General features: G+C 69.9%; 21 protein-coding genes. 15 read left to right on the top strand and 6 right to left on the bottom strand.

All coding sequences use genetic code 11. The features are described from left to right. The first annotated feature begins 30 nt into the window (after positions 1–30). Positions 31–990 (top strand): alpha/beta fold hydrolase, encoded by a 960-nt coding sequence (locus IU476_RS33590; RefSeq protein ID WP_195106358.1) that lies wholly within the window; start codon positions 31–33, stop codon positions 988–990. A 67-nt stretch (positions 991–1,057) separates the two neighbouring features. Continuing rightward, a complete protein-coding gene (locus IU476_RS33595; protein ID WP_195106359.1) occupies positions 1,058–1,348 on the top strand; it encodes an Rv0250c family protein in 291 nt (96 codons plus the stop codon). A 192-nt stretch (positions 1,349–1,540) separates the two neighbouring features. Here the strand turns inward: IU476_RS33595 and IU476_RS33600 are convergent, their stop codons facing one another. Next, positions 1,541–2,719 (bottom strand): thiolase family protein, encoded by a 1,179-nt coding sequence (locus tag IU476_RS33600; RefSeq protein WP_195106360.1) that lies wholly within the window; start codon positions 2,717–2,719, stop codon positions 1,541–1,543. 443 nt (positions 2,720–3,162) lie between these two features. Here IU476_RS33600 and sdhC point away from each other — a divergent pair, with 443 nt between their 5' ends. From sdhC to IU476_RS33615, 3 genes are read left to right on the top strand one after another with little or no spacing between them, the layout of a single operon-like run. Then, positions 3,163–3,993, top strand: coding sequence for a succinate dehydrogenase subunit SdhC (sdhC, locus tag IU476_RS33605; RefSeq protein ID WP_195106361.1), 831 nt, complete (start codon positions 3,163–3,165; stop codon positions 3,991–3,993). 58 nt (positions 3,994–4,051) lie between these two features. Continuing rightward, positions 4,052–5,989: a fumarate reductase/succinate dehydrogenase flavoprotein subunit gene (locus IU476_RS33610; RefSeq protein ID WP_195106362.1), complete on the top strand. Its 1,938-nt coding sequence runs from the start codon at positions 4,052–4,054 to the stop codon at positions 5,987–5,989. Positions 5,990–5,991: 2 nt separating this feature from the next. Beyond that, positions 5,992–6,738, top strand: a complete 747-nt coding sequence (locus IU476_RS33615) for a succinate dehydrogenase/fumarate reductase iron-sulfur subunit (RefSeq protein ID WP_195106363.1) — start codon at positions 5,992–5,994, stop codon at positions 6,736–6,738. An 88-nt stretch (positions 6,739–6,826) separates the two neighbouring features. Here the strand turns inward: IU476_RS33615 and IU476_RS33620 are convergent, their stop codons facing one another. The 3 genes from IU476_RS33620 to IU476_RS33630 all read right to left on the bottom strand — a co-directional run bounded on the left by IU476_RS33620 (position 6,827) and on the right by IU476_RS33630 (position 8,301). Further along, positions 6,827–6,964: a hypothetical protein gene (locus IU476_RS33620; RefSeq protein WP_228824758.1), complete on the bottom strand. Its 138-nt coding sequence runs from the start codon at positions 6,962–6,964 to the stop codon at positions 6,827–6,829. A gap of 215 nt (positions 6,965–7,179) precedes the next feature. Beyond that, positions 7,180–7,386 (bottom strand): DUF397 domain-containing protein, encoded by a 207-nt coding sequence (locus IU476_RS33625; protein WP_195106365.1) that lies wholly within the window; start codon positions 7,384–7,386, stop codon positions 7,180–7,182. Positions 7,387–7,407: 21 nt separating this feature from the next. Continuing rightward, the gene (locus tag IU476_RS33630) at positions 7,408–8,301 is read right to left on the bottom strand and encodes a helix-turn-helix domain-containing protein (RefSeq protein ID WP_195106366.1); all 894 of its coding nucleotides are present in this window, start codon (positions 8,299–8,301) and stop codon (positions 7,408–7,410) included. A gap of 276 nt (positions 8,302–8,577) precedes the next feature. On the opposite strand from IU476_RS33630, the gene IU476_RS33635 reads away from it, so the two are divergent. From IU476_RS33635 to IU476_RS33645, 3 genes are read left to right on the top strand one after another with little or no spacing between them, the layout of a single operon-like run. Further along, positions 8,578–8,898: a hypothetical protein gene (locus tag IU476_RS33635; RefSeq protein ID WP_195106367.1), complete on the top strand. Its 321-nt coding sequence runs from the start codon at positions 8,578–8,580 to the stop codon at positions 8,896–8,898. After that, positions 8,889–9,092: a hypothetical protein gene (locus IU476_RS33640; protein WP_195106368.1), complete on the top strand. Its 204-nt coding sequence runs from the start codon at positions 8,889–8,891 to the stop codon at positions 9,090–9,092. The genes IU476_RS33635 and IU476_RS33640 overlap by 10 nt, the downstream gene beginning before the upstream one ends. Then, positions 9,089–9,400: a hypothetical protein gene (locus IU476_RS33645; RefSeq protein WP_195106369.1), complete on the top strand. Its 312-nt coding sequence runs from the start codon at positions 9,089–9,091 to the stop codon at positions 9,398–9,400. The genes IU476_RS33640 and IU476_RS33645 overlap by 4 nt, the downstream gene beginning before the upstream one ends. Positions 9,401–9,412: 12 nt before the next feature. Here IU476_RS33645 and IU476_RS33650 read toward each other — a convergent pair whose 3' ends face one another. Next, positions 9,413–10,021 carry a DUF8020 domain-containing protein gene (locus IU476_RS33650; protein WP_195106370.1) on the bottom strand — a complete coding sequence of 203 codons (609 nt, stop codon included), beginning with the start codon at positions 10,019–10,021 and terminating at the stop codon, positions 9,413–9,415. 262 nt (positions 10,022–10,283) lie between these two features. On the opposite strand from IU476_RS33650, the gene lppU reads away from it, so the two are divergent. From lppU to IU476_RS33680, 6 genes are all read left to right on the top strand, one after another. Continuing rightward, positions 10,284–10,970 carry an LppU family putative lipoprotein gene (gene lppU, locus IU476_RS33655; protein ID WP_195106371.1) on the top strand — a complete coding sequence of 229 codons (687 nt, stop codon included), beginning with the start codon at positions 10,284–10,286 and terminating at the stop codon, positions 10,968–10,970. Positions 10,971–11,079: 109 nt separating this feature from the next. Further along, positions 11,080–12,069, top strand: coding sequence for a DUF4190 domain-containing protein (locus IU476_RS33660; protein WP_195106372.1), 990 nt, complete (start codon positions 11,080–11,082; stop codon positions 12,067–12,069). A gap of 61 nt (positions 12,070–12,130) precedes the next feature. Further along, entirely contained in the window at positions 12,131–12,883 is a 753-nt protein-coding gene (gene fabG / locus IU476_RS33665; RefSeq protein WP_195106373.1) for a 3-oxoacyl-ACP reductase FabG, read from the top strand. Positions 12,884–12,905: 22 nt separating this feature from the next. Then, a complete protein-coding gene (locus IU476_RS33670; RefSeq protein WP_195106413.1) occupies positions 12,906–13,772 on the top strand; it encodes a carbohydrate ABC transporter permease in 867 nt (288 codons plus the stop codon). Continuing rightward, positions 13,762–14,649 carry a carbohydrate ABC transporter permease gene (locus tag IU476_RS33675; RefSeq protein ID WP_195106374.1) on the top strand — a complete coding sequence of 296 codons (888 nt, stop codon included), beginning with the start codon at positions 13,762–13,764 and terminating at the stop codon, positions 14,647–14,649. Before IU476_RS33670 ends, IU476_RS33675 begins: the two co-directional genes overlap by 11 nt. Beyond that, a complete protein-coding gene (locus IU476_RS33680) occupies positions 14,646–15,914 on the top strand; it encodes an ABC transporter substrate-binding protein (protein ID WP_195106375.1) in 1,269 nt (422 codons plus the stop codon). The genes IU476_RS33675 and IU476_RS33680 overlap by 4 nt, the downstream gene beginning before the upstream one ends. Positions 15,915–15,918: 4 nt before the next feature. On the opposite strand, the gene IU476_RS33685 is transcribed toward IU476_RS33680, so the two are convergent. After that, positions 15,919–16,845, bottom strand: coding sequence for a DNA-3-methyladenine glycosylase family protein (locus tag IU476_RS33685; protein WP_195106376.1), 927 nt, complete (start codon positions 16,843–16,845; stop codon positions 15,919–15,921). Between the two features lie 536 nt (positions 16,846–17,381). Here IU476_RS33685 and IU476_RS33690 point away from each other — a divergent pair. Beyond that, on the top strand, positions 17,382–17,996 hold the full coding sequence (locus IU476_RS33690; RefSeq protein ID WP_195106377.1) for a TetR/AcrR family transcriptional regulator: 615 nt from the start codon (positions 17,382–17,384) through the stop codon (positions 17,994–17,996). The last annotated feature ends 59 nt before the right edge of the window (positions 17,997–18,055 follow it).

Consider the following 18,055-nt stretch of genomic DNA (forward strand, 5'->3'; position numbering starts at 1 on the left):
CCGGGCAAGAACGGACTCCCGGGAGACGTCATGTCGATCGCACTCCGCGCCGCCGACCACGACGGCCACCATGTCACCGTCAGCGCCGACGACGGCACGCCACTGGCAGTGCGTGTCTTCGGCTCGGACGTCGCACCGCTGACCGTCGTCTTCGTGCACGGCCACTGCCTGCGCACCGAATCCTGGTCCTTCCTGCGCGAGCAGTTGCGGCGGCAGTGGGGCGAGGGCACCCGCATGGTGTTCTACGACCACCGCGGCCACGGCGAATCGGGCGCGGCCGACCCGGCCACCTACACCATCGACCAGCTCGGTCAGGATCTCGACGCGGTGCTGCGCACGGTCGCGCCGACCGGACCCGTTGTGCTGGTGGGACATTCGATGGGCGCGATGGTGGTGCTCGCCTACGCGCGGCTGTTCCCCGCCGCGATCGGGACCCGCATCGCCGGCGTCGGGCTGCTCTCCGGTGCGGCCGGCAGCCTGACCACCGTCGGCCTCGCCCGATTCCTGAACCGGCACGCCGTGTCCTCGCTGCGGGTCGCGGTGCGGCGGGCGCCCCGGATGATGCAGGCGTCGAAACGCCTGTCGCGCCGGATCTTCGAGCCGATGGTGCGCGAGGCGAGTTTCGGCACCCGCAAGGTGAGTCCGCGGATGATCGCCGTCGCGACCGCGATGCTCAACGACACCCCGCTGCTCACCATGACCTGTTTCCTGGACTCGCTGATCCGTTTCGACGAGACCGCGACGCTGCGCCTGCTGGCGGATCTGCCGGCGCTGGTGCTGGCGGGTTCGGCTGACATCATGATCCCGTTCGCTCACTCGGTGGTGCTGGCCTCGCAGCTCGGCGGGGCGGAGCTGGTCCGGCTCGACGGCGCCGGGCACAGCGTGATCCTGGAACGCGCCGAAGAGGTGGCGGCTGCGGTGGCCGCGCTGGTCGAGCGGGCCGTGGGCACCGCCGCCGCGCCGGGCTCGGCCTACGCCGTGGCGGGCTGACCGAAGATCACGTACTGTGTTGTAGATCACGATGTGCGGTCTGTCACACGGGCTCGAGGAGGTTTCGATGACACGCAGCGAGATTGCTGAGCTGCACTTCGCGGTGGGTCAGCTCCGGCAGTGCGTCGGCGCGTTGCGCGCCCACTACGGAGACGCCAACTCCGTACGGCGGCTGGAGAACGACCTCGAACGGCTCACCATCGATGCCGACGAATTCGAGAAGTCGCCCCCACCCGAGGTTTCCGACCGCCGGCAGCAGGAGGTCATCTACGTCCCGGACAGCAAGTCCGACGAGGCCGCCTGGATGGGCGCCCAGGACGAGGGCCTCGGCTTCCACTCCCGCCCCCGCACCAAGTAGCAAGCGACATCCGAGCCGCGAGCCGGGTAACCACCGGCTCGCGGCCCTGATGCGTGCGGGTGTGTGGTCAGGCACGGTGGGCCGAGCGTGATGGTCGGGCGTGATGGCCCGAGCGCGATGGCCCGAGCGCGATGGCTCAAGCGCGGTGGCTCGAGTGCGAAGGGGCGGGCGCGGATAGTCGAGCGCGGTGGGTCAGGCGCGGTGGCGGCCGGAGCGGCGGCTGCGGAGGCCGTGGAAGCGGGCGCCCTTGGGGGTGGCGGCGGTCGGGGCGGCGGTGGCGGATTCGAAGAGGATCGCGGTGCCGCGGTCGGGTGCCGGGTTGGCGGCCACCAGGGCGTAGGCGCCGCCGCGGCGGGCGAGTTCGTGCAGAAGGGACGTGGTCATGCGCGGGCCCGCGGCGGGGCCGGGGTCGCCCAGGGCGAGCGCGCCGCCGTTGACGTTCACCGCCTCCAGGTCGTGGCGGCCGAAGTGGCGAGTCAGCGCCAGCACCTCGACCGCCGACCGCTCGGCCACCTCCAGGACGTCGATGTCGTCGAGCGCGAGACCGTTGCGCGCCAACACTTTCGCCACCGCGGGAACCGCGGCGGGTGCGCTGCCGTCGGCACCCGCGGCGACCCAGTCGGTCAGATAGGCGAGCGGCTCCAGCCCGAGATCGACCAGCCGGTCCTCGGCCACCACCAGGCAGGCAGCCGCACCGGCACCCGCGGACGACACGGCCGCCGCGGTGAGCACCCCGTCCGGTTCCAACGGAGCCAGGCTGATCAGCGCGCGGGTCGACAGGTCCGCGCGCGCCTGCTCGTCGCGATCCACCAGATGCGGTACGGCGCTTTCGGTTCGGTGCCGCAGCTCGTCCGGCGCGGCGGCCACCACCGGCACCGTCTCGGCGTCGAAGAAGCCCTGCCGCCAGGCGCGCGCGGCGCGGCGGCGCGTGAGCAAGGCGTATTCGTCGGACTCGGCACGCGTCACGTGATAGCGGCGGGCCAGCCATTCGGCATGCGCCAGCTCCGCCGGATCGACCGGGGCGTCGAGCGGCGCGGCGTCATGCACACCCCCGGCGACCACCACCGACGCGACCTCGGAATGCACCATCATGGCCGCCGCGAGCAGCGCCGACAGCCCGGCCCCGGCTCCCGGCCCGACGTCGAAACCGGCCAGGGCGGACGGCAATCCCGCGTCCAGCGCCGCCGACCGGGCGAGTCCCGGCGGGCCCGCCAGCACCACCTCGTCGACCCGGCCGCCGTCGAATCCCGCGCGGCCGACGGCACCGGCGAGCGCGGCCGCGGCCAGTCGCCGCGGCGGCAGCGCCGCCAAGACGCCGCCGGCGAGACCGCTCGGCGTGCGCACCGGCGACACGATCGCCGCTCTCCTCATCGACTCTCCTCACTTCCCGCACCGGTGCCGGCAGCTAACTGCCGCGCGGTGCGACCGGCCGGCGGCAACCGCCCGCACCGCCCCGGCGCCACACCGTCCGGCACCCGCGCTCCGGCCCACCGGGGGAGCAGCCCACCACAGCGTTGTTGCTGGTGTGTGACGCGAAGACCAGCGCCGATCGGGTGTGAAACGACGCAATTCCGAGCAGGTGCCGAAAGGTGCTGCGCACCAGTGCGGTTCGTGAGGTTTGCTTACGGTTCACTGTCGAGACCGCCACGCCACATGATCAGAAAATGTGGCGCAAATCATAGCTGTCCAGCCGGGTCGATATTGCCGGGACCGGGCGCGTGTCATAGCAGGGGTGCCGTATGGTGCTCACCATCACATTCGATGCCGGAGGTAACGATGACGTTCCACGGGGTAGATCAGCGAGGCATCCTGCAGTGAACGCAGCACCGACACGCGCACCCGAATCGGGCACGGGAGTCTTCAGCGCCACTCGCGCGGCCATATCGGCACGGACGCTACGCACCGACCGGTGGTGGCTCCCGCCGCTGATCACCGTGCTGGGACTGGGCGCGTTCATCGTCTACGCGACCGTGAGAGCCTTTGTGCGCTCGGCCTATTGGGTCGCCGACTACCACTATCTGACACCGTTCTACTCACCCTGCGTGAGCACCTCGTGCGTCGAGGGCTCGGCGCACTTCGGGCACTGGGTGGGCGCGCTGCCGGTGTGGATCCCGCTCGGGTTCCTGGTGCTGCCGTTCCTGCTGCTGTTCCGCCTGACCTGCTACTACTACCGCAAGGCCTACTACCGGGCGGTCTGGTTCTCGCCGCCGGCCTGCGCGGTGGCCGAGCCGCACGCGAAATACACCGGGGAGACCCGGCTTCCGCTGATCATCCAGAACGCGCACCGCTACTTCTTCTATGTCGCGTGCATCGTCTCGGTGGTCAACACCTACGACGCGATCGTCGCCTTCCACGGCAAGTCGGGCGGCTTCGGATTCGGGCTCGGCAACCTGGTGCTGCTGCTGAACGTGGTGCTGCTGTGGGCCTACACGCTCTCCTGCCACTCCTGCCGGCACATCGCGGGCGGGCGGCTCAAGCACTTCTCGGCGCATCCGGTCCGGTACTGGTTCTGGACCCAGGTCTCGAAGCTGAACACCCGGCACATGGCGCTGGCCTGGACGACGCTGGGCACGCTGGTGCTCACCGACTTCTACGTCATGCTCGTCGCCAGCGGCACCATCGCCGACCTGCGCTTCGTCGACTGACGCGCGCCCCTTCGAAAACCCAGCCTTTTTCCCCAGTCTCCCAGGAGTATTCGGTTCCATGCCTGAAGTCGAACGGCACAAGTACGACGTCGTCGTGATCGGTGCCGGTGGCGCCGGTCTCCGCGCGGTCATCGAGGCACGCGAGCACGGCCTGTCGGTGGCGGTGGTGTGCAAATCGCTGTTCGGCAAGGCGCACACCGTGATGGCCGAGGGCGGCTGCGCGGCCTCGATGGGCAACGCCAACGAAAAAGACAGCTGGCAAACGCATTTCAAGGACACGATGCGGGGCGGCAAGTTCCTCAACAACTGGCGCATGGCCGAACTGCACGCCCAGGAAGCTCCGGATCGGGTCTGGGAGCTGGAAACCTATGGGGCGCTGTTCGATCGGACCCCCGACGGACGCATCAGCCAGCGCAACTTCGGCGGCCACACCTACCCGCGGCTGGCGCACGTCGGCGACCGCACCGGCCTCGAGATCATCCGCACCATGCAGCAGAAGATCGTCTCGCTGCAGCAGGAGGATTTCCAGGAGACCGGCGACTACGAGTCGCGCATCAAGGTTTTCGCCGAATGCACCATCACCGACCTGCTCAAGGAGGGCGACCGGATCTCCGGCGCGTTCGGCTACTGGCGGGAGTCGGGCCGGTTCGTCCTGTTCGAGACCCCCGCGGTGGTGCTGGCCACCGGCGGCATCGGCAAGTCCTACAAGGTCACCTCGAACTCCTGGGAGTACACCGGCGACGGGCACGCGCTCGCGCTGCGCGCCGGGGCGACGCTGATCAACATGGAGTTCCTGCAGTTCCACCCGACCGGCATGGTCTGGCCGCCGAGCGTGAAGGGCATCCTCGTCACCGAGGGCGTCCGCGGCGACGGCGGGGTGCTGAAGAACACCGAGGGCAAGCGCTTCATGTTCGACTACATCCCCGGGGTCTTCAAGGGCCAGTACGCCGAGACCGAGGAGGAGGCCGATCAGTGGTTGCGTGACAACGACTCCGCGCGCCGCACCCCGGATCTCCTGCCACGTGACGAAGTGGCCCGGGCCATCAACGAAGAGGTGAAGGCCGGGCGCGGCACTCCGCACGGCGGCGTCTACCTCGACATCGCCTCGCGCCTGCCCGCCGCGGAGATCATGAAGCGGCTGCCGTCCATGCACCACCAGTTCAAAGAACTCGCCGACGTGGACATCACGAAGGAGCCGATGGAGGTCGGGCCCACCTGCCACTACGTGATGGGCGGGATCGAGGTCGACCCGGACACCGGGGCCGCCACCGTGCCGGGCCTGTTCGCGGCGGGCGAGTGTTCCGGCGGCATGCACGGTTCCAACCGCCTCGGCGGCAATTCGCTGTCGGACCTGCTGGTCTTCGGACGCCGCGCCGGACTGGGCGCCGCCACCTACGTCGAACAGCTCGGCGGCGAGCGCCCGGCGATCTCCGACGACGACCTCGCCGCTGCCGCGAAAACCGCACTGGCGCCGTTCGATCCGCCGAGCAGCGGGGCGGGCGAGAACCCCTACACTTTGCACACCGACATGCAGCAGGCGATGAACGACCTGGTCGGCATCATCCGCAAGGAGCACGAACTGCGGCAGGCGATCGAGAAGCTGGGCGAACTGCGCGAGCGCTTCGACAGCGTCACCGTGGAGGGCCACCGGCAGTTCAACCCGGGCTGGCACCTGGCCCTGGATCTGCGAAACATGCTGCTGGTCAGCGAGTGCGTCGCGCAGGCGGCGCTGCTGCGGACCGAGAGCCGCGGCGGGCACACCCGCGACGACCACCCGCAGATGGATCCGGCCTGGCGGCACAGGCTGCTGGTGTGCCGGATCGACCCGGACGGGGCCGGCCGGACCGTGCCCCCGGTGACGGTGACGCCGGTGGACCAGCCGCCGATGCGCGACGACCTGCTCGCCCTGTTCGACCTCGGCGAGCTCGAAAAGTACTACACCTCGGAGGAACTCGCCGCCCATCCGGCCGCCGCCTCCGCGAAAGGGGATGCGTAGCAATGGGTTACGACGCCCGATTCCGAGTATGGCGCGGCGACACCGAGGGTGGCGAGCTGCGGGACTTCACCGTCGAGGTAAACGAGGGCGAGGTCGTGCTCGACATCGTGCACCGCTTGCAGGCCACCCAGGCGCCCGACCTGGCGGTGCGCTGGAACTGCAAGGCCGGCAAGTGCGGATCGTGCTCGGCGGAGATCAACGGCCGGCCGCGGCTGCTGTGCATGACGCGGATGTCGACGTTCGAGCCCGACGAGGTGATCACGGTGACGCCGCTGCGCGCCTTCCCCGTGATCCGCGATCTGGTGACCGACGTGTCGATGAATTACCGGAAGGCGCGCGAGATTCCCTCGTTCACGCCGCCCGCGGACCTCAAGCCCGGCGACTACCGCATGCAGCAGGTGGACGTGGAGCGCTCGCAGGAGTTCCGCAAGTGCATCGAATGCTTCCTGTGCCAGAACACCTGTCACGTGGTGCGTGATCACGAGGACAACAAGGAGGCCTTCGCCGGCCCCCGCTATCTGATGCGGATCGCCGAGCTGGAAATGCATCCGCTGGACGTGGCCGACCGCCGCGATATGGCGCAGGACGAATTCGGCCTGGGTTACTGCAATATCACCAAATGTTGCACCGAGGTGTGCCCCGAACACATCAAGATCACCGACAACGCGCTCATCCCGATGAAGGAACGCGTGGCCGACCGGAAATACGATCCGATCGTCTGGCTGGGTAACAAACTGTTCCGCCGCTAGACATTTCGCGGTAACCGACCGCCTCGTCCCGGCCCGAGCGCCGCGGCCGAGGCGGTTTCACGCTGCGCGAAATCCGAGCCCCGAAACTTCAGAGCTGGGTCACCACGCCGATGGCGACCACCGCGACCAGCAAACCGACGAGCAACGCCGACAGCATGGCCCCGGTCAACATGTAGACACCCGTCGCGGATACCACGAACAGCATCACCACGATCAGGCGTTCCACCCAATCACCGGGAAGCGGCTTGCGGTACCGGGGAGAGATGTTCCTTAGCCCACGGTCCACAAAATGTCGGATACCCATTCATTGCGCGGGCAAACATTCTTTCGTTGCACAACGGCCACCGATTCGTGATCTCCGCGGGCAAACCTCCCGGCACCGAAATTCACGAGCCGGACAGCGGTCGGGCGGGCCGCCGGGACGGCCCGCCCGAGAGATGATCAGGCGCGGCCGATTCCGCCCGCGCGTAGGCCGTCCACGAATCCGGCCCACTCGTCCGAAGCGAAGATCAACGCGGGGCCGCCGGGATTCTTGCTGTCCCGGACGCCGACGCGGCCGTCGGTGAGGAAGGCGACCTCGACGCACTCCTTACCGGCGCCGCTCCGGCTGCTCTTGAACCAACGGGCACCGACCAGCTCACTGCTCATGTTGCGTCCTTTCCGCACCCCTCATGCCGTGTACTCCTTCGCGACCTGCCGCAGCAGGTGCCTACTCGCGGGAACGTCCAGCGCGCAACGCAACAGACCCTCGTGCGCTCGCCGATATCGCCGCACGTCACCTTGTCTTTCGAGATACAGATCCCCGGTGAATCCCTCCACGTACACCACGGGCGGCTCCACCGGCTGCCCCTTGCTGTCGGTTCCGAATTCGAGGATCACGAACGGGCCGGTCGAAAGTCCCAGGGGGACACCGGCTGCGAAGGGCAGGACGCGCAGCGTGACATTTTCCATGGTGCTGAGGTCGGCCAGGTGCCGCAGCTGCGCCGACATCACCCTTGCACTTCCGACGATGCGACGCAAGACCGATTCGCCGAGCACCACGTCCACGGTCGCGGGGTGCGCCTTGCGAGTTATCAAGGCCTGCCGCTGAAGTCGCAGCTGGACGCGCCGCTCCAGTTCGGCGTCGGTGTCCTCGGGATAGCCCAGCCCGTTGAGCGCGCGGGCATAGTCGGCGGTCTGCAGCAGGCCCGGCACCAGCTCGGACTGGTAGGAGGTCAGGCGCTGGGCCGAGGCCTCCAAACCCACGTAGACGTCGAAGTTTTCGGGGATGAGGTCGCCGTAGGCGTGCCACCAGCTCTTGACGGCGGCCTGTTGGGCCAGGCCCTTGAGGCCGTCGGCGATGTCGTCCGGAATGCCGTAGATGCGGCAGAGTTCCTGAATGTCTATGGTGCGGATGCGATCTGCCTGGCCCTTCTCCAAGCGCTGCAGTGTGCTGGCGCCCCACTCCATCAGCCGGGCCGCCTCCGCGATGGTCAGGCCGGCGCGAGAACGCCAGTCCCGCAGGTATCTTCCGAGCTGGCGGCGGGGGAGGGTCGACGACGCGTTCGCAGAACTTTCAGACACAGCGCACTCCGTTCTCTCGGATGCCTGTCGGTGCGACTGCGACGGGTCGGGATGCGGTCGGCTCACGAGCCCCCACCCCGACCCGCCGAGCCCTCGGCAGGGAGCCTTTCGTCCACTATGGAGAATCTTGCTCCCCCAGGTGGATTCGCTGCTGGAGATTCGCGCGAATTCTCTGTGGATATCCAAATCGGGCTTGGCAACTGTCCAGTTGCGGGATGCTGGAAGTGTGCCAGAGACGGCACGCGCACCGAGAATCGCACGCAGGAACGAGGAGTCATGGCTGTACACGTCATCGGGTCGTCGTTGATGACCAGCGACCTAACCCCCCACCGCGCCCGCAGCGTCGGCCACGAAAGCTGGGTGGTGTCCTATCTGCCCGGCCGCACCCTGACCGGCACCCAGGCGGTGGCGGCACTGCAGGTTGCCGAAGTGGTGCCACCACTGCTGGACGCAGTCGGCGGTCTCGCCGACGAGGTGGGCCTGACCCTTCTCGAAGCCGTCGGTCTGGCTATTCACCAGCAGCCCTGGGACGATCCGGCACCACCGCCACGCCGCCGATACCGGCGCGCCGCGGCGGAGGTGCGGGCATGCAGCTGACGAATCTGCACCTGCCGGTGGCCGGATTGCTGCGCTGCGGCGTCGATCCGGGCATCCTCACCGCCGAACAGGCCCATGCCGCAATGCAATTGCACATCGACTGCACCGTGGACACCTGCAAGGTGCGCCGCCGCGCGCGGACCGTACTGGTCGAAGCCGGCCGCTGCGTACTCGACGAGCGAGCGCTCCCGTGATCCGCCGCGAGCACGGCCGCACCGTGGTCCGGCTGCCCGCGGCGCGCACCGACACGCCCGCCCGGCACGCCCTGCGACGGCCGCGCCCCGCCCGGCACACCCTGGCACCCGGACGGCAGCCGGCCCGCGTGACCGTGGTGCGCGCGGGACCCGGCCGCCATGCCGCGCCCACGCGGCGGACCGGCGTGCGAAACCGCCCCGCGCACGCCGGACTCGACAACTACGACCGCCTGCTGCTGTGGTTCGCCGGGTGCCTGCTCAGCATCCGGATCGCCCTGGTCGGCGAGCAGCCGATCGACGAAACGTAAAGCGGCGCGGGGCTACCCGGCGACCACACCCATCAGGGCGTCGACGAACGGCTGACCGCCCATGATGGCGCCGCCGGCCAGCGCGCCGACGAGCAGGCCGATCGGCCCGGTGAGCCAGCTCAGGAAGAACATCCCGAGCACGGCGCCGATCAGGCCGCCGATCAGGCCGCCGGCCACCATGCCCACCACGTTGTTGTTGAGTTCGGTGACGAGACGGCTCATCGGGTCCACGGGCTGCAACTCACCGATGTCGGCGGCCTTGGCATCCGGCGTGAGCGCCAGCGTCCGGCCGTCCGCGCTGATCTGCTGGGCCACCGGCAGCCGGTTGCCGCGCACCTCGAAAGTCAGTGGCACCTCGGCGATCACGTCGCCGGCTGCCGAGCGCAGCGCGACTTTGCTGCCGTTGTCGACGGTTTCGAAACGGCCGCCGTCGACGGTCGTGGTGAGCACGCGCTCGTCCTCGGAGAGCGTGGAGTGATAGGCGACGCCCTGATCCACGCCGGACGACGTGAGTTCGCGGGAGGGCGTGGTGGTCGACGGGTTGGCGTTCACGGTTCCCGCTGTGATGCCCACGGCGACGACAGCCATGAGGGTGGTGGCGGCGAGCCTGCCGAGCTTCATCCTCTGTTATCCTTTTTATACTCTTAAATCACACCGAGCCTTCGGGTGTGCCCGGTCGGAGACATACAGCGCCCGACTCTGGTTGCCGGAGGGTGCAATTGGCGAGATGCACCAGAGCTTCGTTGTCGAATTGTGACCTTTGCACGCCTTCGACTCGACGCCGGGCTCGACATGGTGTATGCACTACGTGTCTTCGACTTGCACTCTCACACTTCGGATCTCGCCAGTGATGGTTCGAAGCCGACACACTGGAGGATGGCACGTGTCGCGCCGACGCATCCATGCCGGATTCACTTTGGCGGGTTTCGTCATCGCGGCCGCGCTCTCGACCGCCTGTCTGGCCGCCGCCGTCTTGTCGCTGATGGGCGACGACGAGCCCGCGCCCGCACGCACGCAGGCGGCCACCAGCGCCGCGCCGGCCACCACCTCGGCGGAACAGCCCGGACTGGTACTCCCCGGTCCCCCGCCGTCCTCGACCGAGGCGCCCCCCAGCCCGGCCGGCGTGGTCAACAAGGACGCCGCGCCGCGCAAGGACCCCGCCGCGATCGAGCTGAACGTCGGCGACTGCGTCGCCTTCGGCGGCGGTGAGCCCGCGGTCAGCAAGATCGCCTGCGGCACTCCCGGATCCAGCTACAAGGTCGTCGACAAGGCCGACCCCGCCAAGCGCTGCCCCACGGACGTCGACCGGTCCTACAGCGAACCGGCGCCCGCTCCCGACGCCGCCGCGGCCGGTTCGCTGTGCCTGGACATCAACTGGGTGGTCGGCGGCTGCATGGACATGACCTCCGACACCCCGAAGCCGATCGACTGCGCCGCCCGGCCGCCCAAGGCGGTGCGCGTGGTGGAGATCAAGCAGGGCACCGCCAACGTGAACGACTGCTCGTCCGGCGATCGCGGGTTCGTGTACAACCAGCGCAAGTTCGTGGTGTGCGTGGCGTCGCTCTCCTAGCCGCCTGAGCTGCAGCGGTTGCGGCCGGCGGGCGGACCCCTATCCTTCTCGGTATCGGGGCGGGTCCGCTGTCGGAGGTTCCTGCACGAGTGACGTGAGAGGAACATCTATGGTCCGCAGGCTACCCGCGGAGCCCGAGCGCCGGCCGGTGGCGCCGGACGACGAGCGCTGGCCGGTGGCCGAGCCCGACGAGGGCTGGGATGCGGCACCGAACGGCCGGCGCGCACCGATGGCCGCGCCCGCCGCCGACGACGACTACTGGGAACAGCAGGCCCCGCGGCGCGCACCGGCGGACGACGCGCCCTGGCAGGGCGCGCCCAACGGGCGCTACGCCGCGGAACCCGATGCGGGACAGGACCGCTGGGAGGCCGCCCGCAACCGCCGCCGCCAGGTGAGCGAGCCGGACGACGAGTACTGGGAGAGCCCGCCGAGCCGACGGCGCGCGGACCCGGAGGACGAGGAGCGCTGGGACAACACCCAGAGCAGACGCCGGACCGGGCGATTACGGGTCGAGGTCCCGCCGATCGTCAATCCGTATTCGATCATCGCGCTGATCGCGGCGCTGCTCGGACTGTTCCCGGTGGCGCTCGTGTTCGGGCTCATCTCCTTCGGCCATCCGCGCGGCCGCGCGATGGCGATGTTCGCGCTCCTGATCGGGATACTCGAGGTCGTGGCGCTGGCCGGTGCGCTGGTGCTGACCGGCGTCACGCTGCCGCGCACGAGCCTGGGCAGCGAACCGACTCCCACGGCGGCCACCACGGTCGTCACCGTCACCGCGGCGCCCACCACCGCGCCCGCGCTCACCACACCCGTCGCGACCACCCCCGCGGCCGCCGCGCCGCCGTCCGTCGCCAAGGGCGAGACGTGCACCCAGGCCCAGGCCGGACTCATCGGCGCCGGATCCGACGGGAGCACGCTGCTGTGCCTGCGCGGAGGCGGCGGCTACCGCTGGGCGGGCCCGTACACCGTGACGACGGCCGTGCACGAGGGCGGCACGAAATGCCTGCCGGGCACCGACACCAGCGCCCGCACCACCGACGGCCACGCCCTGGTCTGCGAGGGCCGCGGCTCGGGAACCTGGACGCTGTGGGTGGAGTGATCGGGTCGTTCGTATGCTGCCTGGTATCCGGTAGCGCCCGAATCGACAACGGAGGATGCCCATGGCCGAACGAGTGGCCGTAGTTTCCGGCGCCGCGCGCGGCATCGGCGCGGCGATCGCCGAACGCCTTGCCGCGGACGGCATGCGGGTCGGTGTGTTGGACCTGAACGCCGCGGACTGCGCCGACACCGTGCGGGCGATCGAGGACGCCGGCGGCCGGGCGGTCGCGCTCGGCGCGGACGTCTCCGACGAGGCGGCGGTGGCGGCCGCGGTCGAGGAGTTGGCGGACCGGCTGGGCGCACCGACCGTGGTGGTCAACAACGCCGGGATCCTGCGCGACAACCTGCTGTTCAAGATGAGCGTGGACGACTGGGACGCGGTCCTGGGCGTGCACCTGCGCGGCGCCTTCCTGCTGACCCGGGCGGTGCAGAAGTACATGGTCGACGCCAAGTGGGGCCGCATCGTGAACATGTCGAGCACCTCGGCGCTGGGCAATCGCGGGCAGGCCAACTACGCCGCGGCCAAGGCCGGCATGCAGGGTTTCACCAAGACGCTGGCGTTCGAACTCGGCAAGTTCGGCATCACCGCCAACGCCATCGCGCCCGGCTTCATCGTGACGGACATGACCGCGGCCACCGCGGCGCGCGTCGGCGTCTCGTTCGAGGACTTCCAGCAGGCCAATGCCGCGCAGATCCCGGTGCAGCGGGTGGGCCGGCCGGAGGACATCGCGCACACCGCCTCGTTCCTGGTCAGCGAGGGTGCGGGATTCGTTTCCGGTCAGGTGATCTACGTCGCGGGCGGGCCCAAGGACTGAGCGTCGAGTGCTGTCGCGTCGCGTGAACCGGCGGGCGGCTCGTCGCGTCGTGACGAGTTACGCGCTGCTGCTGCCGAGCCTGGTGGGGGTCGGCTGCTTCCTGCTCCTGCCGATCGTGGTGGTGGCGTGGCTGAGCCTGCACAGCTGGAACCTGCTGGGCCCCATGGAGTTCGCGGGCCTGCGGAACTGGCGGTCGGTGCTGACCGATCCGGAATTCGGGCACGCCCTGCTGGTGACGCTGGCGCTCACCGCGCTCGTGGTGCCCGCGCAGACGGTGCTCGGCTTCGCGGTGGCGGCCCCGCTGGCCCGGCGGCGGGGCGGCGCGGCGCTGCGGGTGGTCTACGCGCTGCCGTGGATGTGCGCGCCGGTGGCGGTCGGGGTGGTGTGGCAGTGGGTGTTCGCGCCGTCCGGCGGCGCGCTGAACGCGGTGCTCGGGCGGCGCGTGGAATGGCTGGCGGAGCCCGCGCTGGCACTGCCGTCGGTCGCGGTGGTGAGCGTGTGGATGAATTTCGGTTACGTGGCGCTGTTCTTCGTCGCCGGCATCCGGGCGATACCGCGGGAACTGCTCGACGCCGGTGCGCTGGACGGCGCGACGGGCTGGCGGCGGATCCGGTGGCTGATCCTGCCGCTGCTGCGGCCCACCATGTTCTTCGTGCTCGTCACCGGCGTGCTCACCGCGTTCCAGACCTTCGACACCGTGTACGCCCTCACCCGGGGCGGCCCGGGCGACCGCACCGAGGTGGTGGCGATGCGGATGTTCACCGAGGCCTTCGACGCGGCGCGGCCGGGGCGGGCGGCGGTGATGGCGCTCGTGGTCTGCGCCGTGATGTTCGTGATCACGCTGGTGCAGCACCGGTACTTCCGGAACAGGACCACGTATGAGTACTGAGCGAACGGTACTCGGTACGGAATCGACAAGGCGGCGAACGGTTTCCGTCCGCGCCGTACCGAGAGCCGTCCGCACGGGCGCGGTCTATCTGGTACTGGTGGCGGGCGCGCTGCTGACCGTCGCGCCACTGGTGCTCAGTGCCCTGACCGCGGTGAAGACACCGCACCAGTTCGCCGCCGAATCGCCGCTCGCCGCACCGGATCCCGTGACGGCGGACAACTTCCGCACCGTCCTCGACCAGGGCGGGGTGGGCCGGGCCGTGGTGGTGACCGCGCTGATGACCGTGTTCGTGACCGGCGGCCAACTGATTACGTCGATCCTGGCCGCATATGCCTTCGCGCGCACCGAGTTTCCCGGTCGCGAGCCGCTGTTCTGGGTCTACCTGGGCACCATGATGGTGCCGCCCGTGGTCACGCTGATCCCGCTGTATCTGATGTTCGCGAAACTCGGCTGGCTCAATACGTTCTGGGCGCTGGTGCTGCCGTTCGTATTCGGCTCGCCGTACGCGATCTTCCTGCTGCGCCAGTACTTTCGCACCATCCCGGAGGAATTGCTCGGCGCGGCGCGGCTGGACGGCGCGCACACCGCCGACCTCCTGGTGCACGTCGTGGTGCCGATGAGCCGGCCGATTCTGGCCACGCTCACCCTAATCACGATCGTCACGCAGTGGAACAACTTCATGTGGCCGCTGGTCGCCGCGAGCGGGCCCACCTGGCAGGTGCTGACCGTGGCGACGGCCGACCTGCGCACCCGATACAACGCGCAGTGGACGCTGGTGCTGGCCGCGACGACGCTGGCCATCGTGCCGCTGGTGGTGCTGTTCCTGGTGTTCCAGCGGCAGGTGCTGCGGTCGATCACGGGGACGGGGCTGAAGTGAAGACCTCGACCCGGGTGCTGCTCGGCCTCGCACTGAGCGCGGTGCTGCTGGTCGCGGCGGCGCTGTGGCTGGGCCGCACCGGCGACGGCACGGGGCGCACGGTGCTGCGGCTGCGCGTGTGGGACGAGCAGTTCGTGCCCGCGTACCGGGACTCGCTGGCCGCCTTCGAGCAGGCCAACCCGGATCTCGAGGTGCGGATCACGGTGGTGCCGTGGGCTTCCTATCAGCAGAAGCTGCGGTTGGACGTGGCCGGCGGCACCGCCGACGACCTGTTCTGGACGAATCTGTACGAGGACTACGCCGATGCTGGTCGCCTGGTCGACATCGGCGAAGCGCTCGGCCCCGAGGCGGCACGGGACTGGGACCCCGCGGCCGTCGCTCAGTACACCCGCGGCGGAAAGCTCTGGGCCGTACCGCAATTCGTCGACGGCGGCACGGCGGTGTTCTACAACCGCGACCTGCTCGCGGCGGCGCGCGTGGACCCGGCCGAACTGGCGGACGCGCGCTGGGGGTCCGGCGGCGACGACACCTTCCGGCCGCTGCTGCGCCGGCTCGCGGCCGTCGCGCCGTGGGCCTACAACGCGGCCGCGGACTTCCAATCCGTCGAGCTGCCGTACCTGGGTTCGGCCGGCGGGCAGTTCCAGCGCGACGACCGCTTCGTCTTCGACAGCCCGGCGGGCGTCGAGGCGTTCGGGTATCTCACGCGCCTGATCGCCGACGGGCTCGCACCCTCGGCCGCGGAGACGAAGACCGACGGCGACTTCGCGAAAAACGCGTTCCTGCAAGGGAAGCTGGCGCTGTTCCAGTCGGGGACCTTCAATCTCGCGCAGATCGCGCGGGAGGCGAATTTCGGGTGGGGGATCGCGCTGCTGCCCGCCGGGCCGCACGGGCGGGTGAGTACGAACAACGCGATCGGGGTCGCGGGCAACGCGGGCAGCGCGCACCCCGAGGCCGTGCGCCGAGTGCTGGCCTGGCTGGGGAGCGCCGCGGGGAACCGCTATCTGGTGCGGGACGGCGCCACCATCTCCGCGGTGGTCGAGAACCAGCGGATCTACCGAGAATACTGGGCCGCCAAGGGAATCGACGTCTCCCCGTTCTTCGAGGTGCTGCGCGGGGCGCGCATCGCCTCGGGCGGCGGGGCGGGATTCACCGCGGCGCTCGAGGCCATTCAGAGCGTGTTCGGCGAGATGTTCCTCGGCCGCATCCCCGTGCCGGAAGCGCTCGCCCGGGCGCGCGCCGCCGGGGACGCCGCCGCCGCGCGCTAGGCGCTCAGATCCCGCTGATGTCGACCAGGGGAGTGCGGGGCCCGAACTTGGGTTTGCGGGCCTGGCCCGAGATCTCGAGCAGGCGGACGGCCCGATAGCGGTGCGGGCGTAGGGGTTCGAGATATTCGACCATGGCGTCGTCGTCGAGAGGCCGTCCGAGCAGGGTCCAGCCGACGATGGCGGCCAGGTGGTAGTCGCCGACCGACAGCGCGTCCGGATCGCCGAAGGCGCGCTGCGCGATCTCCGCGGCGGTCCACACACCGATCCCCGGCACCGCGCGCAGCCGGCGCGCCGCCGCCGCGTGGTCCATCGCCGCCGCCTCCTCGAGCTTGCTCGCCATCCGGGCGGCCAGCACGATCGTCTTGGCGCGCTGCGGATCGACATTGGCGCGGTGGTAGGTCCACGACGGGAGGAAGCGCCAGGTCTCGGCGTCCGGGGGCACCCGCATGGGCACCGGGGTCGGGCCGGGTGCGGGTTCGCCGTGCCGCCACACCAGCTTTCGCCAGGAGGCCCGCGCGGAGATCGTGTGCACGCGCTGCTCGAGCACCGCGGGCACCAGCGCCTCGAAGACCAGCCCCGTGCGCAGCATGCGCAGCCCGGGGAAGCGGCGGTGCGCCTCGGCGATCTTCGGGTGCTCCGGCGCGAAGCCGGTGACGTCCTCGTCGAGGCAGAGCAGGTGCGGCAGCCGGTCGAGGAATTCGGCCGCGCCCGGACCCCACGCGCGCGCCGCCACGGCGCACGGCCCCGCCTGGGCCAGCCGGTAGGTCACCACACCCGTCGGCATCCGCGAGGCGTGCCAGTGCGACCCGTCCGAGCCGACGTGGTGGCAGGGGTCGCCGGCGCCGCGCCGCAGCGGGACCACGGTAGCGGCCAGATCGATCGGACCGTCGGCGGTCACCGTGCGCGCCGCGCCGTCGATCCTCGTTGCCACCGGGACATTGTGTCCCCGGCTCGGAACGGGCGCACCGCCGCCCCTGGACAACGGTGACCAGTAGTTTGTAACGGGACTATCACGTCCGGCGATCTCGATACCGATTGTTGACGTCGGCAATCGGCCGGCATCGCCGCCACGGAGGTTTCCATGGTCACCAATGTCCTGAATTGGCTACTCAACGCCTGGGGTGGGGTATTCGCGGGCAGCTCCGGCTACCAGATCCCGCCGGGCACGCTGCCGTTCGGCAGCTGAGCCAGGCACCGCCGCACCCGCCGCCGTTGTCGCGGCGGGTGTTCGTGGTGACTGTTCCTATTCCGTTGTGCGCCGCCACGACCGATATGGCGAAATGGCGTTGTGAGCCGCCACAGTTATAGGCAAGTTCACAGCAAACGGATATTCGAGACGCCGTCCGCTGCCGAAACCGGCGGGCGCGCAAGCGCGGTCGCGAGCCCGCTTTGTCTGATTCGCCGATGCCCTACGCTGCTGTTCCGGCCCCGGGCGATCTCCCGGGTCACGGGGAGAGCGGAGGATCGATGTCGAGCGAAGACGCGCCGGGCACCCGGAAACGGGACGCGGCCGCCACCCGGGCCGCCCTCCTGACGGCCGCCCAGGAACTGTTCGCCGAACGCGGGTACGAGCGCGCCACCGTCCGCGACATCGCGGCCCGCGCGGGGGTGAACCAGGCCTTGCTGTTCCGCTATTTCGGCAGCAAGGAAGAACTGTTCCGGGCGGCGATCGCCGATCGCGGCCGCCGCGTGCTCGCGGACGGCCCGGTCGAGAGTCTGCTGGCCCGCCTGCTGGAGCGGGCGCTGGTGCCCGTCGACGCGGCGGCGGAGGGCTACTGGTTGCAGGCCGCGCTGCGGTCGAGCGGACACGACGAAGGCGCGTCGGTCATTCGCCGGGAACTCGGCGAGGAGTACCTCCGCGCGCTGTCCGAACTCACCGACGCGCCCGACGGCGCGCTGCGCGCCGACCTGCTGCTGGCGTGGCTGCTGGGCATCGGGCTGATGCGCTCGGTGCATCGCCGGGAACCACTGGCCGGCGCCGATCCCGCCGACGTGGCCCGCCATGTGCTGCGCGCCGCGCAAACCCTGCTGCCCGGAGTGGATACGAATTACCCGCCCGCGGAACGGGATTCGACCCGTTGACGGGCATTGTGACGTCCCTTACCTTGATTAAGTAAGCAATTGCTTACATCGGTGGCGCC

The sequence above is a fragment of the Nocardia blacklockiae genome (assembly GCF_015477355.1).
Classification (GTDB): Bacteria; Actinomycetota; Actinomycetes; order Mycobacteriales; family Mycobacteriaceae; genus Nocardia; species Nocardia blacklockiae.